General features: G+C 56.9%; 11 protein-coding genes. 5 read left to right on the forward strand and 6 right to left on the reverse strand.

Translation table 11 applies throughout. The features are described from left to right. Window positions 1–9: 9 nt before the first annotated feature. Complete coding sequence (locus tag PUZ33_RS13610) at window positions 10–1,089, reverse strand: PTS fructose transporter subunit EIIC (protein ID WP_058680513.1); 1,080 nt, start codon at window positions 1,087–1,089, stop codon at window positions 10–12. 302 nt (window positions 1,090–1,391) lie between these two features. Between PUZ33_RS13610 and ptsP the strand changes: the two genes are divergently transcribed. Genes ptsP through gldA form a run of 3 tightly spaced genes read left to right on the forward strand, consistent with a single transcriptional unit; the run spans window position 1,392 to window position 5,686 of the window. Next, entirely contained in the window at window positions 1,392–3,893 is a 2,502-nt protein-coding gene (gene ptsP, locus PUZ33_RS13615) for a phosphoenolpyruvate--protein phosphotransferase (protein WP_252107753.1), read from the forward strand. Between the two features lie 14 nt (window positions 3,894–3,907). Next, entirely contained in the window at window positions 3,908–4,570 is a 663-nt protein-coding gene (gene fsa / locus PUZ33_RS13620; RefSeq protein WP_058680511.1) for a fructose-6-phosphate aldolase, read from the forward strand. Window positions 4,571–4,582: 12 nt separating this feature from the next. Further along, window positions 4,583–5,686 carry a bifunctional L-1,2-propanediol dehydrogenase/glycerol dehydrogenase gene (gldA, locus tag PUZ33_RS13625; RefSeq protein WP_058680510.1) on the forward strand — a complete coding sequence of 368 codons (1,104 nt, stop codon included), beginning with the start codon at window positions 4,583–4,585 and terminating at the stop codon, window positions 5,684–5,686. A gap of 39 nt (window positions 5,687–5,725) precedes the next feature. Here gldA and katG read toward each other — a convergent pair whose 3' ends face one another. The 4 genes from katG to metB all read right to left on the reverse strand — a co-directional run bounded on the left by katG (window position 5,726) and on the right by metB (window position 12,762). Then, complete coding sequence (gene katG / locus PUZ33_RS13630; protein WP_058680509.1) at window positions 5,726–7,906, reverse strand: catalase/peroxidase HPI; 2,181 nt, start codon at window positions 7,904–7,906, stop codon at window positions 5,726–5,728. 147 nt (window positions 7,907–8,053) lie between these two features. Beyond that, window positions 8,054–8,941 carry a methylenetetrahydrofolate reductase gene (gene metF / locus PUZ33_RS13635; RefSeq protein WP_013099307.1) on the reverse strand — a complete coding sequence of 296 codons (888 nt, stop codon included), beginning with the start codon at window positions 8,939–8,941 and terminating at the stop codon, window positions 8,054–8,056. Between the two features lie 225 nt (window positions 8,942–9,166). Continuing rightward, window positions 9,167–11,599 (reverse strand): bifunctional aspartate kinase/homoserine dehydrogenase II, encoded by a 2,433-nt coding sequence (locus tag PUZ33_RS13640; protein ID WP_038420815.1) that lies wholly within the window; start codon window positions 11,597–11,599, stop codon window positions 9,167–9,169. Between the two features lie 2 nt (window positions 11,600–11,601). Beyond that, entirely contained in the window at window positions 11,602–12,762 is a 1,161-nt protein-coding gene (metB, locus tag PUZ33_RS13645) for a cystathionine gamma-synthase (RefSeq protein WP_058680508.1), read from the reverse strand. Window positions 12,763–13,038: 276 nt separating this feature from the next. On the opposite strand from metB, the gene metJ reads away from it, so the two are divergent. Next, entirely contained in the window at window positions 13,039–13,356 is a 318-nt protein-coding gene (gene metJ / locus PUZ33_RS13650; protein WP_003862042.1) for a met regulon transcriptional regulator MetJ, read from the forward strand. Window positions 13,357–13,404: 48 nt separating this feature from the next. Here metJ and rpmE read toward each other — a convergent pair whose 3' ends face one another. Continuing rightward, window positions 13,405–13,617 (reverse strand): 50S ribosomal protein L31, encoded by a 213-nt coding sequence (gene rpmE, locus PUZ33_RS13655; RefSeq protein ID WP_003862040.1) that lies wholly within the window; start codon window positions 13,615–13,617, stop codon window positions 13,405–13,407. 200 nt (window positions 13,618–13,817) lie between these two features. On the opposite strand from rpmE, the gene priA reads away from it, so the two are divergent. Beyond that, entirely contained in the window at window positions 13,818–16,013 is a 2,196-nt protein-coding gene (gene priA, locus PUZ33_RS13660) for a primosomal protein N' (protein WP_058680507.1), read from the forward strand. Window positions 16,014–16,031: the final 18 nt, after the last annotated feature.

The following is a 16,031-nucleotide window of genomic DNA, read 5'->3' on the forward strand; positions in this document are numbered from 1 at the left end:
CTTCCTCACTCAGTTAATTTCGAAATCCAGATCCAGGTCATCCTCTTTTTCCTCGATCTGCTTTGTGTTCTTTCGGGCAATACGCTTTAGCACGTTGACGCTGACCGCCGTCACCACTGCACCCACGGCAACCGCCGCGATATAGCCGAGCTTGCCGTCCACCACGGGAAGCACAATTAACCCGCCCCATCCGGCATAGCATTGCGCGCCCGTAACCGCAGCCGTGACCGCGCCGCAGGCGGAGCCCAACATAATGGAAGGAATCACGCGTAGCGGGTCCGCTGCGGCAAACGGAATCGCTCCCTCGGTGACACCCACGCAGCCCATCACCAGCGCCGCTTTACCTGCTTCACGTTCTTCACCGGTAAAATTCTTACGGCCGATAAGCGTTGCCAGGCCTAACCCCAGCGGCGGTATACAAATAGCCACGGCGGCAATTGCAACGACGGTATAGACGCCTTGCGCAACGCAAATCAGCATGAAGGCATAAGCCACTTTGTTGACCGGGCCGCCCATGTCGAACGCCAGCATGAGACCGATAATAATGGCGAGTACCACAATGCTGCCCTGCTGCATGCCTTGCAGCCACTGGGTGAGACCGGTAGTAAGCGCGCCTACAGGCTCGCCCAGTCCCCACATCATGATGCCTGCGGTAATAAACGTGCCGATAATCGGGATGATGAAGATAGGCATAACGGAACGCAGCACTTTCGGCACGGGCAGCTTTTTCAGATACCAGACGACAATGCCACCGAAAATCCCGGCGATAATTGCGCCAAAGAACCCTGCACCGAAGCTGTTGCCCACCCAGGCGGCAATAGCACAGGGAGCAAGCGCGGCGCGTTCTGCAATGGAATAACCAATATAGGCGGCGAGGAATGGCACCATCAGTGTTAAACCCGCCACACCGATGTCAAAGAGCTTTTTCAGATTGGGATCGGTTGCGGCATCGGGCACCGCACCTTTGCCGTATAGCATGACCGAAACCGCCAGCAGAATGCCGCCCGAGACCACAAACGGGATCATGTGCGACACCCCTGTCATCAGATGCTGTCGCGTGTTCTTGAGAATATGCACCAACGCTTTCATATGCCGCTCCAGGCCTTTATCCACAAAGATGTTGTGGCAAACAATAGGCAATCAGGAAGACGGCGGACAGGAGACAAAAAGGCCATTTACTGGATTTTTGTAATATCGGAATGAAAATGCGATCCGCCTCGACATTTCTCATCGACTTCGCATTACGCAAACTGTCACAACTTGTGAGTGAAATCTCAATTTTAAGGTGACATTACATTTGTCCAGTTTTTGGCAGTTTTGTCACATGGCGCGCCTCATCATCACGCTCGTATGCTGTTCCGCATAATTGACGATTAGTTTCAGGAGTGTGTATGGCTCTGGTAGTGGAATTTACCTGTGAATTGCCCAACGGCGTTCACGCGCGTCCTGCAAGTCATGTAGAAACGCTGTGCAGCACGTTTATCTCGCAAATTGAGTGGCATAACCTGCGTACGGATCGTAAAGGCGACGCCAAAAGCGCGCTGGCGCTGATTGGTACCGATACGCTGGCGGGCGATGCCTGCCGCCTGGTGATAAACGGTGAAGACGAGCAGCATGCCCGGCAGCGGCTGGAGCTGTGGCTCAGAGAGGAGTTTCCGCATTGCGACGCGCCGCTTGAAGGGGTAATCAGCACGGAGCTGGATCCCTTGCCTGAATCCCTGACACGCCTGAACCCGACGCTGTTTCGCGCTACTCCGGTATGCAGCGGGAGTGCACATGGCGTCCTGACGTTATTGTCCTCGCTCGATCTCAACGCCCTGACCGATTTACCCGACGCGCAAAGCGTGGAAACTGAGCAGTCGGCGCTGGATAACGGCCTGACGCAGCTGATCGAACACATTGAGCTGCGCGCCCTGGACAGCGACAGCACTGCCAGCGCTATTCTTGAAGCCCACCGCTCGCTGGCTACAGATACCTCGCTGCGTCAGCACCTCCTGTCAGGGGTCAGCCAGGGTCTAAGCTGCGCCCAGGCCATCATCGCCACGGCGAACCATTTCTGCGACACCTTCTCCCGTTCCAGCAGCACCTATTTGCAGGAGCGGGTGCTCGACGTGCGCGACATCTGCTACCAGCTTTTACAACATATCTATGGTGAAGCGCGTTTCCCGGCTCACGGCCAGCTGACGCAGCCGAGCATCTGCCTTGCTGACGATCTGACTCCCGGTCAGTTTCTTGAACTCGATAAAACGCAGCTTAAAGGACTGCTGCTGAAAAGTGGCGGCACCACCTCGCATACCGTGATCCTCGCGCGTTCCTTCAATATTCCAACGCTGGTTGGCGTCAACAGTGAAAGCCTGCTGCAATGGCGCAATCAGCCTGTATTTGTGGACGGCAATGCCGGTGCGGTGGTCGTCAATGGCAGCGACGCCGTAGCGCGTTACTATCAGCAGGAAGCGCGCGTCCAGCAGGCGATACGCAAGCAACAGCGCGTCTGGCTTGACCGTGAAGCCAGAACCGCCGACGGCCTGCGGGTAGAAATTGCCGCCAATATTGCCCACGCGGTGGAGGCCCAGGCAGCATTTGGAAATGGTGCCGAAGGCGTGGGCCTGTTCCGCACCGAAATGCTCTATATGGATCGTGCCAGCGCACCCGGCGAAAACGAGTTATACAACATTTTCTGTCAGGCACTGGAAAGTGCAAATAGCCGTAGCATTATTGTGCGCACTATGGATATCGGCGGCGACAAGCCGGTGGAGTACCTGAATATTCCAGCTGAGAACAATCCCTTCCTCGGCTACCGTGCCGTACGCATATATGAAGAGTATTCTTCACTGTTCACGGCCCAGCTTCGGGCGATCCTTCGCGCCTCTGCCCACGGAAACCTTAAGATCATGATCCCGATGATCTCCTCCATGGAGGAGATCCTGTGGGTAAAAGAGAAGCTCGCCGACGCGAAGCAACAGCTCCGGGCTGAACATATTCCGTTTGATGAGAAAATCCCACTCGGCATTATGCTGGAAGTCCCCTCGGTGATGTTCATCATCGATCAGTGCTGCGAAGAGATTGATTTCTTTAGCATCGGCAGCAATGACCTGACACAGTATCTGCTTGCCGTCGACCGCGACAACGCCAAAGTCACGCGCCATTACAACAGCCTGAACCCCGCCTTCCTGCGGGCGCTGGACTACGCGGTGCAGGCCGTTCACCGTCAGGGTAAGTGGATTGGCCTCTGCGGTGAGTTAGGCGCGAAAGGGTCGGTACTGCCGCTGCTGGTGGGTCTGGGGCTGGACGAACTGAGCATGGGCTCCCCTGCCATTCCTGCCACCAAAGCACGCCTGGCGCAGCTTGATAGCCGCGCCTGTCGCCAGCTGTTGAACCAGGCCATGGCGTGTCGCACCTCGCTTGAAGTAGAACATCTGCTCGCCCAGTTCCGTATGAATCAGCAGGATACGCCACTGGTGACGCCACGCTGTATTTCTCTGGATAACGACTGGAACAGTAAAGAAGAGGTCATGAAAGGCATGACCGATAACCTTTTGCTCGCCGGGCGATGCCGCTATCCGCGCAAGCTGGAAGCCGATTTATGGGCACGCGAAGCCGTATTTTCCACCGGGTTGGGTTTTGGATTCGCCATTCCACACAGCAAATCAGAACACATTGAGCAATCCACTATCAGCGTCGCACGCCTGAAAGCGCCCGTTATGTGGGGTGACGAGGAGGCGCAATTTATCATCATGCTGACGCTGAATAAACACGCTGCTGGCGACCAGCATATGCGTATTTTCTCCCGCCTGGCCCGTCGCATCATGCATAACGATTTTCGCAGTGCTCTGGTTAATGCCAGTTCCCAGGAGGCTATCGCTTCCCTGCTGCAACACGAATTAGAACTCTAAAACGAGGAAAAATAATGGAACTGTATCTCGATACCGCCAACGTGGCAGAAGTAGAACGCCTTGCGCGCGTTTTCCCCCTTGCAGGCGTCACCACCAATCCGAGCATCATTGCCGCCAGCCGTGAGTCAATCTGGGAGGTGCTGCCGCGCCTGCAAAGCGCCATTGGACCGAAAGGCAGGCTATTCGCCCAGACAATGAGCCGCGACGCAGAAGGCATGGTGGCCGAAGCCAAACGCCTGAGCAATGCTATCCCGGATATCGTGGTGAAAATCCCGGTCACCGCCCAGGGGCTTATCGCCATTAAGGCGCTAAAAACAGCGGGCATCACTACGCTGGGTACCGCCGTGTACAGCGCCGCGCAAGGCCTGCTGGCCGCGCTGGCCGGGGCAAAATATGTCGCGCCATACGTAAACCGCGTGGATGCCCAGGGCGGGGACGGCATTCGCATGGTTCAGGAGCTGCAATCCCTGCTGGAACAGCATGCACCGGAGAGCAAGGTGCTGGCAGCCAGCTTCAAAACGCCACGCCAGGCGCTGGACTGCCTGCTCGCCGGATGTGAAGCAATCACGCTTCCCTTAGATGTAGCGCAACAAATGCTCGGCACGCCGGCGATAGAGTCAGCAATAGAGAAGTTCGAGCAGGACTGGAAAAACGCGTTTGGTAACCTCAACCTCTAAGGGAGATATGTTATGGACCGTATCATTCAATCGCCGGGGAAATATATCCAGGGCGCTGATGTTCTCACCCGTCTCGGCGACTATCTGAAACCTCTGGCTACACGCTGGCTGGTTGTTGGCGATAAATTTGTGCTGGGTTTTGCCGAAGAGACCCTGCGCCAGAGTTTTAAAAATGCAGAGCTACATGCCGAAATCGCGCCGTTTGGCGGCGAATGTTCGCAGAATGAGATCGATCGTCTGAAAAAACTGGCCGACAGTGCGGACTGCATGGCGGTGCTGGGCATTGGCGGCGGTAAAACGCTGGATACCGCCAAAGCGCTGGCACATTTTATGGACGTGCCGGTCGCTATCGCCCCGACTATCGCCTCCACCGATGCCCCGTGCAGCGCCCTTTCTGTGATTTACACCGACAGCGGCGAATTTGAACGCTATCTGATGCTGCCGCATAACCCCGATATGGTGATTGTCGACACCAAAGTGGTGGCTGGTGCGCCGCCGCGTCTGCTGGCCGCCGGAATTGGTGATGCCCTTGCCACCTGGTTTGAAGCGCGTGCCTGTTCCCGCAGTGGCGCGACCACCATGGCGGGCGGCAAGTGCACACAGGCCGCGTTAGCGCTTGCCGAGCTGTGCTACAACACGCTGATTGAAGAGGGCGAGAAAGCGATGCTGGCCGCCGAGCAGCACGTAGTAACCCCGGCGCTGGAACGCATTATCGAAGCCAATACCTATCTGAGCGGCGTAGGGTTTGAAAGCGGCGGGCTGGCGGCAGCGCATGCCATTCACAACGGGATGACGGCAGTGCCGGATGCGCATCACTTCTACCACGGTGAAAAAGTGGCGTTTGGTACGCTGACGCAACTGGTGCTGGAAAACGCGCCGGTTGAGGAGATCGAAACCGTCGCGGCGCTTTGCCACAGCGTTGGATTGCCGATCACGCTGGCGCAGCTGAACATCAAAGAAGACATTCCGGCCAAAATGCGCCTGATTGCCGAAGCGTCTTGCGCTGAGGGAGAGACCATTCACAACATGCCGGGTGGCGTGTCGCCGGATCAGGTTTACGCGGCACTGCTGGTTGCCGACCAGTATGGACAGCGTTTCCTGCAGGAGTGGGAGTAACAAAAACGCCGGGTGCGCTATGCGTACCCGGCTCAATGGTTATTTCACGTCAAAACGGTCCAGATCCATCACCTTCGCCCACGCTGCAACGAAGTCGCGAACGAACTTCTCGTGAGCATCACTGCTGGCGTACACCTCTGCCAGCGCGCGAAGGACAGCGTTAGAGCCGAAGACCAGGTCAGCGCGAGTGGCAGTGTATTTCACTTCACCGCTGGTGCGATCGCTTCCGGCAAACAGCTCGTTCGATTCATCGGTCGCCTTCCACTGAGTGTTCATATCCAGCAGATTCACGAAGAAGTCATTGCTCAGCACGCCTTCGCGGTTGGTGAACACACCATTTTTACTGCCGTCGAAATTTGCACCCAGTACGCGCAGGCCGCCGATCAGCACCGTCATTTCTGGTGCGGTTAACGTCAACTGCTGGGCTTTATCAATCAGCAGCGATTCGGTGGTGGAAACATCAACCTGCGCACGATAGTTACGGAAACCGTCAGCAATCGGTTCAAGCAGGTTAAACATATCGATATCCGTCTGATCCTGACGTGCATCCACACGGCCCGGCGTGAACGGTACGGTGACGTAAACGCCTGCCGCTTTCGCCGCCTGCTCAACGCCTACCACACCCGCGAGCACGATGATATCGGCCAGTGAGGCTTTATTGGTGGTGCGCTGAATAGCTTCCAGAGCAGGCAATGCACGTACGGCTGCGGCGTTAACATCCCAGTTGCGCTGAGGCGCAAGCGCCAGACGCGCACCGTTGGCACCGCCACGCTTGTCACCGCCGCGGAAGGTTGAGGCCGATGCCCATGCCACGGAAATCAGTTCGCTCACGGAGAGCCCGGATGCTGCAATTTCCGCCTTCAGGCTCTCAATGTCCTCTTTGGTCGGATTGAATACTGCCTCCGGCAGCGGATCCTGCCAGATCAGATCTTCTTTCGGCACTTCCGGGCCAAGATAACGCGATTTTGGCCCCATATCGCGGTGGGTCAGTTTGAACCACGCGCGGGCGAAGGCTTCGTTGAAAGCCTGCGGATCGTTCAGGAAGCGACGGGAAATTTTTTCGAATTCCGGATCAAAACGCAGCGTCAGGTCGGTAACCAGCATGGTGGGTTTGCGTTTTTTCGACGGGTCGAACGGGTCTGGCATGATCTCAGGCGCGTCCACGGCTTCAAACTGAATCGCACCGGCCGGGCTACGGGTTTGTACCCATTCGTATTTGAACAGGTTCTCGAAGAAGTAGTTGCTCCACTGGGTCGGGGTTTGTGACCAGATGACTTCCAGACCGGAAGTAATGGCGTCAGCGCCAATACCGGTACCGTGCGTGCTGGCCCAGCCCAGGCCCTGCGCTTCAATCGGTGACGCTTCCGGGTCTGTGCCAACGTCCGTTGCTTCACCCGCACCATGGGTTTTACCCAGCGTATGCCCCCCGGCAATCAGCGCCACGGTCTCTTCGTCGTTCATTCCCATGTTACCGAAGGTGGCGCGAATGGCTGCCGCCGCGGACAGCGGTTCACCGCTGGCGTTTGGTCCTTCCGGGTTAACGTAGATCAGCCCCATTTCAGTGGCCGCCAGCGGACGTTTCGCCAGCGCTTCCGGGTCACGATGGGTCAGCCAGGCTTTTTCATCCCCCCAGTTAACGTCGAGATCCGGTTCCCAGACATCTTCACGCCCGGCACCAAAACCAAAGGTACGGAAGCCGGAGTTTTCCAGCGCCACGTTACCCGCAAGAATAAACAGGTCGGCCCAGGAGATTTTTTGACCATATTTTTGCTTGATCGGCCACAGCAGACGGCGAGCTTTATCCAGACTGACGTTATCTGGCCAGGAGTTCAGCGGCGCAAAGCGCTGTTGACCGCGTCCGGCACCGCCGCGTCCGTCAACGGAGCGATAGGTTCCCGCACCGTGCCAGGCCATGCGAATAAACAGGCCCGCATAGCTGCCCCAGTCGGCAGGCCACCACGGTTGAGAGTCGGTTAAGAGTGCTTTGAGATCGCCCTTGAGGGCGGAGTAATCCAGCTTGCTAAATTCTTTGCGGTAGTCGAAGTCTTCACCCAGAGGGTTCGAACGATTGGAATGTTGGTTAAGAAGATCGATGCGGAGTTGTTTTGGCCACCAGTCGCGGCTGCCTGTACCTGCCCCCGCGCTGTGATCGACGCCGCCCTGGTGGAACGGGCATTTGCCGACTGATGCCGCTTTATTGCTCTCGTCTGACGTGCTCATCGCTATGCTCCCTTTTACAGTGTTACCGTTACGATATACACCACTAGCAATAAGATATAGTTGAATTAATCCACAGATTCGATAGCTAATACCTTTTAACTTTTAGCCAGACTAAAAAGCCCTCCATTCAGGAGGGCTTGATGTTTATTACGCCGGGCGAACACCGAGCGTATGACAAATGGCGTAGCTCATTTCCGCGCGGTTCAGCGTGTAGAAGTGGAAATCTTTTACCCCTTCCCGACTTAAAATTTTCACCATGTCCATTGCGATATTGGCACCCACCAGCTTGCGCGTTTCCGGATCATCGTCCAGCCCTTCGTACATTTTGGACATCCACAGCGGAATGCGTACGTTGGTCATATCGGCAAATTTCTTCGCCTGTTTGAAGTTAGAGACCGGCAGAATACCCGGGATGATTTCCACGTCGATACCCGCAGAAACGCAGCGGTCACGGAAGCGCAGGTAGCTTTCCACATCAAAGAAGAACTGAGTAATGGCCCGGTTCGCACCGGCATCCACTTTACGCTTCAGGTTAAGGAGGTCGGCCTGAGCGCTTTTCGCTTCCGGATGCACTTCCGGGTACGCCGCCACGGAGATATCAAAATCGGCAACGTCTTTCAGCAGCGCGACCAGATCCGCCGCATACATTTCCGGCTTACCGCTACCCGGCGGCAGGTCGCCGCGCAGGGCGACGATATGACGAATCCCGTTATTCCAGTAATCCTGGGCGATAGCACGCAGCTCGTCACCGGTGGCGTCGATACAGGTCAGATGCGGCGCCGCTTCCAGACCGGTTCTGTCTTTAATGCCTTTAATAATGCTGTGCGTACGGTCACGCTCGCCGGAGTTCGCGCCGTAGGTCACGGAGACAAATTTCGGTTTCAGGCTGCTCAGGCGATCGATAGAGCTCCAGAGGGTTTGCTCCATTTCACTGGTGCGCGGCGGGAAAAATTCAAAAGAGACGTTAATCTGGCCGTTTACTTCGGCCAGGCTCTGATTCAGGGCTTCCCGCTGGTTGGCGTGAAAAAAGCTCATACCTTACCTCTATCTTTCGCGTGTCGTTGTTTGTTGTGTTGTGAACTTCTATACGTTTAGACGTCCAGATGTAAAAATGACGGAAAAGCGGAGTGACGTCAACAGAAATAATCAACAATAACGGTGAGGAATGCTCAGGGAAGATGAAGGAAATTCATGATGGGGTGAGTGCGGTTGGTTGCCCTCACCCTGGCCCTCTCCCACCGGGAGAGGGAACACGCGGGATTACAGCAACTTAGCGAGACGATTGATGTCCGACTGGATCGCCCCGGCGGTGACATCGCGCCCTGCACCCGGGCCACGGATCACCAGTGGGTTATCGCGGTACCAGCGGCTTTCGATTGCAAAGACGTTATCGCACGGCAGCAGCGCCGCCAGAGGATGTTCAGGACGCACCGCCTCAACCCCCACACGCGCTTTACCGTTGGCCTCGAAACGCGCCACATAGCGCAGCACCAGCCCCATCTCGTTTGCGGCTTCCAGACGTTGCAGCATCTGCTCGTTCAGTTCATCACCGTTTTCAAAGAAGTGGTCAATGGATCCTTCCTCGCAGCCTGCCGGCACCAGCGACTCGACGCGAACAGCGCCGGGTTCAATGTCATAACCGGCTTCACGCGCCAGGATCACCAGCTTACGCATCACATCTTTACCGGAGAGATCGACGCGGGGATCGGGTTCGGTTAGCCCCTGCTGCCACGCCTGATCCACCAGGTCAGTGAACGGTACGGTGCCATCAAACTGCAGGAACAGCCAGGAGAGCGTACCGGAGAAAATACCGCTCAGCGCCAGAATGCTGTCGCCGCTTTCAATCAGATCGCGCACGGTATGGTTAACCGGCAGACCCGCGCCTACGGTGGCGTTATAGAGCCAGTGACGACCGGTTTTTTCGAACGCGTCGTGGATCTGACGGTACTTATCGGTGCTGCTTGCCCCCGCCAGTTTGTTCGCACTGATGACGTGGAAACCGTGGCTGGCGAAATCAAGATACTGATCGGCAAGCTGTTCGCTGGCAGTAACGTCCAGCACCACCAGATCGTCATACGGGTGCGCGCGCATCCACAGGAACAGCGACTCTTCGTCCTGTTCAACCGCTTCATCATTAAAGAAGGCAAGTGCGCGGCTGGCATCCAGCCCCTCGTAGTTCAACAGACTGCGGCGGCTGTCCACCACCCCGGCGAGGATAAATTCAAAGCCGGTACGTGCTGAGAGCGTGACCTGCTCGCGCGCGAACAGCTCCAGCCAGCGAGAACCGATGTTGCCTTTACCGAACAACACCAGGCCGATGCGTTTTTCCGCACGGAACAGAGAGGTATGCAGACCCTGAATCAGGCTCTCAGTTGGCCCTTTACGCAGGACGGCAACGAGGCTGATGCCCTCTTCCGACTGCCAGGTAAATTCAACCGGTTGCCCTTTCAGCTGTTGCCAGAAGCGGTGGCAGTGCAGTGGGTTACGGGTGACGCCCGCGCCCACCATCGCCACCAGCGCCAGCCCCTGACGCAGACGAAGCTCGCCCGGCAGGCCCGCTTCATCCAAAATTTTTAGCGCGCTGTCCGCCACTTCGGCGGTGTAGCAGAACTGCAGCAGTTGACGGTCGTTATGTACGCCAACCGCCAGCGGACGCACCTGAGCACGTTTGAGGATCGTGTCGATATCTTTATGCGCCAGTTTGAAGTCCTGGCCCGCCGGGACCTGGAACTCAATCAGGCAGATGTCGTCGTGGCTGGTGACAATACGCGCCCCCGTACCGGATGCCAGCACGCGTTCGATGCGCGTGGAGCCCTGATCCGGGGTGTAACTGCAGCGCAACTGCAAATCGATATCGCTGCCGGAAACCGGCTGCAGCGTACGCGCGTGCAGAACCGGCGCGGCCAGACGTGCCAGCTCGCTGGCTTCATCCAGGCGCAGCAGCGGCAGCAGGCAGGCGTCTTTCACCTTGCGTGGATCAGCGCTGTAAACACCGGCGACGTCACTCCAGATGGTGACGCGGGACACGCCCGCCAGGGCACCGATTTGCGTCGCCGAGTAGTCAGAGCCGTTACGCCCCAACAGCACGGTTTCCCCGGCATTGCTGCGGCTGATAAAGCCGGTCACCACAATGCGTTTACCCGGATGCTGTACCAGCAACTGTTGCAGCAGCGGGTAGGATAGACCTTCGTCCACCTGTGGCTGTGCGGCGCGTTCGGCACGCAGGAAATCACGCGCGTCGAGCCAGGCAGCCTCAACGCCCAGATGTTGCAGCACGGCGGCCATCAGGCGCGCAGACCACACTTCACCGTGCCCCACCACTTCGGCGTACACCGCATCGGTAATACCGCTGTCCAGCAGGGCGGCCAGACGCTCAAGGTCATGCGTAAAAGCGCTAATCAACCCATCCGCCACGTCTGCAGGCAGCAAACCGGCAATCAGCTCGCTCTGGTAACGGCGTAAGGACTGTTGCACCTGATGCGCAGAGAGGCGATCGGTCTGGCTCAATTTCAGCCAGCTAATCAGCTGGTTGGTGGTGCTGCCCGCCGCGGAGACAACCATCATGTCACCCGGCTGTGAATACTCTGTCATGATCCCTGCAACGCGCAGGTAACACTTCACATCAGCAAGACTACTACCACCAAACTTGTGCAGTTGACGACCCTTCGCCCCTGCCTGCGCTATCACACTCATGATTACCCCTTGGCTGCGACCCGGAAGCCATTTTCCAGATCGGCAATTAAATCTTCAGAATCTTCAATACCGGTTGAGATCCGCAGCAGCGTCTCAGAAATCCCGGCGGCGGCACGTGCCTCTGGTGCCATACCTGCGTGCGTCATGGTTGCGGCGTGGGAGATCAAACTTTCAACCCCACCTAACGATTCCGCCAGCGTAAACAATGACAGCCCGCTCAGGAAGCGACGCAGCGTTTGCTCATCAGCGTCCAGTTCAAAACTTAACATCGCGCCAAACCCTTTCTGCTGACGCGCGGCAATCTCGTGCCCCTGGTTTTCAGGCAGCGACGGGTGATAAAGCTTCTTCACCAGCGGCTGCGTTTTCAGGAAATCGACAATCGCCTGGGCATTGCGCTGCGCCACCTCCATACGCGGCGACAGCGTGCGAATCCCGCGTAACAGCAGATAGCTGTCGAAGGCCCCGGCGGTGACGCCAATGTTATTGGCCCACCATGCCAGTTCAGTGACAACGTCGGGATCTTTTGCAATCACCACGCCTGCGACGACATCAGAATGGCCATTCAGATATTTAGTGCATGAATGCAATACCAGATCTGCACCCAGCGCCAGTGGGTTCTGAAGGGCCGGACTGAGGAACGTATTATCCACTACACTTATCGCTCCCGCATCCCTTGTGAGCTGACAAATTTTCGCAATATCGACAACGCGCAACAATGGATTGCTTGGACTTTCCACCAGCACCAGCTTCGGCTTCTCTGCCAGCGCCTGTTTCAGCGCCTGTTCGTCATTTTGATCGACAAACAACACCCGGTAACAACCGCGTTTTGCCAGGCTATCAAACAGACGATAGCTGCCGCCGTAACAGTCGTGCGGCGCAACCAGCAGATCGCCCGGCTTCAGGAACACGGTAGTCACCAGATGAATGGCAGACATGCCGGTATTGGTTAATACTGCCCCTGCGCCACCTTCCAGTTCCGCCAGCGCGCGCTGGGTAACATCACGCGTAGGGTTGCCACGACGCGAGTAGTCATGCGCACGGGGTTCATTAAATCCGGTGAAATTATAGGTACTGGAAAGATGAATCGGCGGGACAACACAGCCGTACTGCTCGTCATCATTCAATCCGCTACGCACTGCGATGGTGGCCTGTTTACGCGTCATGGTGAAGGCTTCCTGGCTAATTAGGTGAAAAGTCAGGCACCAGAGTAAACATTGAAAGTATGGACGTCAATACATCTGGACATCTAAACTTCTTTGCGTATAGATTGAGCAATGCGCAAATAGCCGTTAAAATTATATGCTTTAGTGCACGCTGCAGCGGCAATATCCGTGCCACGGTATCGTCTCTACGGTAAACTACGCAGGTTTACGGTTCAAAACCGACGGTTACAGGTTTTGCACCTTTAGATTAATGACTGAGAGGATTAAAGGTATCTCATGGCTGAATGGAGCGGCGAATATATCAGCCCATACGCTGAGCACGGTAAGAAGAGTGAGCAAGTAAAGAAAATTACGGTTTCCATTCCTCTGAAGGTGTTGAAGATCCTCACCGATGAACGTACGCGTCGTCAGGTGAACAACCTGCGCCACGCAACCAACAGCGAACTGCTGTGCGAAGCGTTTCTGCATGCGTTTACCGGCCAACCGTTGCCGAACGATGACGACCTGCGCAAAGAGCGTAGCGACGAAATCCCGGAAGAGGCGAAGGTGATCATGCGTGAACTGGGTATCGACCCGGAGACGTGGGAATACTGATAAGCGGATACAAAAAAGGCACCTTGCGGTGCCTTTTTTTCGGGAAACTTATTTAGCGCCCGGGATGCTGAAACGCTTGTTGAAGCGGTCAACACGGCCACCGGTTGCAACGTCACGCTGCTTACCAGTGTAGAACGGGTGGCATTTGCCGCACACGTCCAGGTTCAGATCGTGACCCACGGTAGAGCGGATCTGGATAGAGTTACCGCAAGAGCAGTTTGCAGTAATCATTTCGTATTTCGGGTGAATATCTTTTTTCATGGGAGAACCTCAGTTAAGGCCGCGTCGCTCTTCCAGCCCTAACGCCAGACACCACGCGATGTTGAATGTAAGTTCTTTGGCGTAAAGTACACCAAAGGCGGCGAATCATACAGAATTTGACCAACGTATGCAAACTGATCCGCACGCCGCTTTCACTAATGTGTATACTAACGCGCCACTTTTCAAGTCAGGAAGATTCGATGCCCGTCGCTCACGTTGCCCTGCCCGTTCCGCTTCCACGCACGTTTGACTATCTGCTGCCCGACAGCATGAGCGTTAAAGCGGGCTGTCGCGTGACCGTGCCCTTTGGCAAACAGCAGCGCGTAGGGATCGTCGTCTCCGTCAGCGACAAGAGCGAATTGCCGCTTAACGAACTGAAATCGGTCGTTGAGGTGCTCGACAGCGAGCCCGTTTACTCCACCAGCACCTGGCGACTGCTACTATGGGCGGCGGATTATTATCATCATCCGATTGGCGATGTTCTGTTCCACGCTTTACCGATTATGCTGCGCCAGGGCAAACGCGCCAGCCACGCGCCAATGTGGTACTGGTTTGCGACCGAACAGGGCCAGGCGGTGGACATTAACAGCCTGAAGCGCTCCCAGAAACAACAGCAGGCGCTGGCCGCCCTGCGTCAGGGGAAAATCTGGCGCCATCAGGTCGATGAGCTGGAAGTCAGCGAAACCGCGCTCCAGGCACTACGAAAAAAAGGGCTGAGCGAACTGGCAAGCGAGGCTCCGGCCCTGTATGACTGGCGGGAGCGATTTTCCGTCTCGGGCGATCGCCTGCGCCTGAACACCGAGCAGGCCACCGCCGTGGGGGCGATCCACAGTGCCTCCGGCCATTTCTCCGCCTGGCTACTGGCCGGGGTCACCGGTTCCGGCAAGACAGAAGTCTATCTCAGTGTGCTGGAAAACGTGCTCGCGCAGGGCAAACAGGCGCTGGTGATGGTGCCGGAAATTGGCCTGACGCCGCAAACCATCGCGCGCTTTCGCGAGCGGTTTAATGCGCCGGTTGAGGTGCTGCACTCTGGCCTGAATGACAGCGAACGCCTCAGCGCCTGGCTGAAAGCGAAAAACGGCGAAGCGGCGATCGTGATTGGCACCCGTTCATCACTGTTTACACCGTTCAAAAATCTTGGCGTCATCGTCATTGATGAAGAACACGACAGCTCTTATAAGCAGCAGGAAGGTTGGCGGTATCACGCCCGCGATCTGGCCGTCTATCGCGCGCACAGCGAGCAAATCCCCATTATTCTGGGCTCTGCTACCCCGGCGCTCGAAACGCTGCATAATGTTCGTCAGCGTAAATACCATATGCTGCGCCTGACGCGTCGCGCGGGGAATGCGCGTCCGGCCATTCAACACGTGCTGGACCTGAAAGGTCAGCAGGTGCAGGCGGGGTTAGCACCTGCCCTTATCACCCGGATGCGTCAGCATTTGCAGGCGGGCAATCAGGTTATTTTGTTCCTCAACAGACGCGGCTTTGCCCCGGCACTGCTGTGTCACGACTGCGGCTGGATCGCAGAATGCCCGCGCTGCGACCACTACTACACCTTCCATCAGGCCCAGCGCCATTTGCGCTGCCACCACTGCGACAGCCAGCGCCCGGTGCCGCGTCAGTGCCCGTCGTGCGGGTCAACGCACATCGTGCCGGTCGGTCTGGGCACTGAACAGCTGGAACAGGCCCTGGAGCCGTTCTTCCCGGATGTGCCCATTTCCCGAATCGACAGGGACACCACCAGCCGTAAAGGGGCGCTGGAACAGCAGCTGGCAGAAGTGCATCGCGGTGGCGCGCGCATCCTGATTGGCACCCAGATGCTGGCTAAAGGTCATCACTTCCCGGACGTGACGCTGGTTGCCCTGCTGGATGTCGATGGCGCGCTGTTCTCTGCCGATTTCCGCTCAGCCGAGCGTTTTGCCCAGCTTTATACCCAGGTGGCCGGACGCGCGGGACGCGCCGGGAAACAGGGCGAAGTGGTACTGCAAACGCACCATCCTGAGCATCCGTTGCTGCAAACCCTGCTGCACAAAGGCTATGACGCCTTTGCCGAGCAGGCGCTGGCTGAACGCCAGACCATGCAGCTTCCCCCGTGGACCAGCCACGTGATCATCCGCGCGGAAGATCATAACAACCAGCAGGCGCCGCTTTTCCTGCAGCAGTTGAGAAACCTTCTGCAGGCCAGCCCGCTGGTTGATAATCAACTGTGGATTTTAGGGCCGGTTCCGGCGCTGGCCCCCAAGCGCGGCGGACGTTTTCGCTGGCAGATTTTGCTGCAACACCCTTCGCGCATCCGTTTACAGCACATCGTCAGCGGCACGCTGGCCTTGATCAACACCCTGCCAGAAGCGCGCAAAGTGAAGTGGGTGCTTGACGTTGATCCCATCGAAGGCTGAAGCCGGATCGAAAAATTT

This window comes from Enterobacter cloacae complex sp. 2022EL-00981, from assembly GCF_028737495.1.
Lineage (GTDB): Bacteria > Pseudomonadota > Gammaproteobacteria > Enterobacterales > Enterobacteriaceae > Enterobacter > Enterobacter cloacae.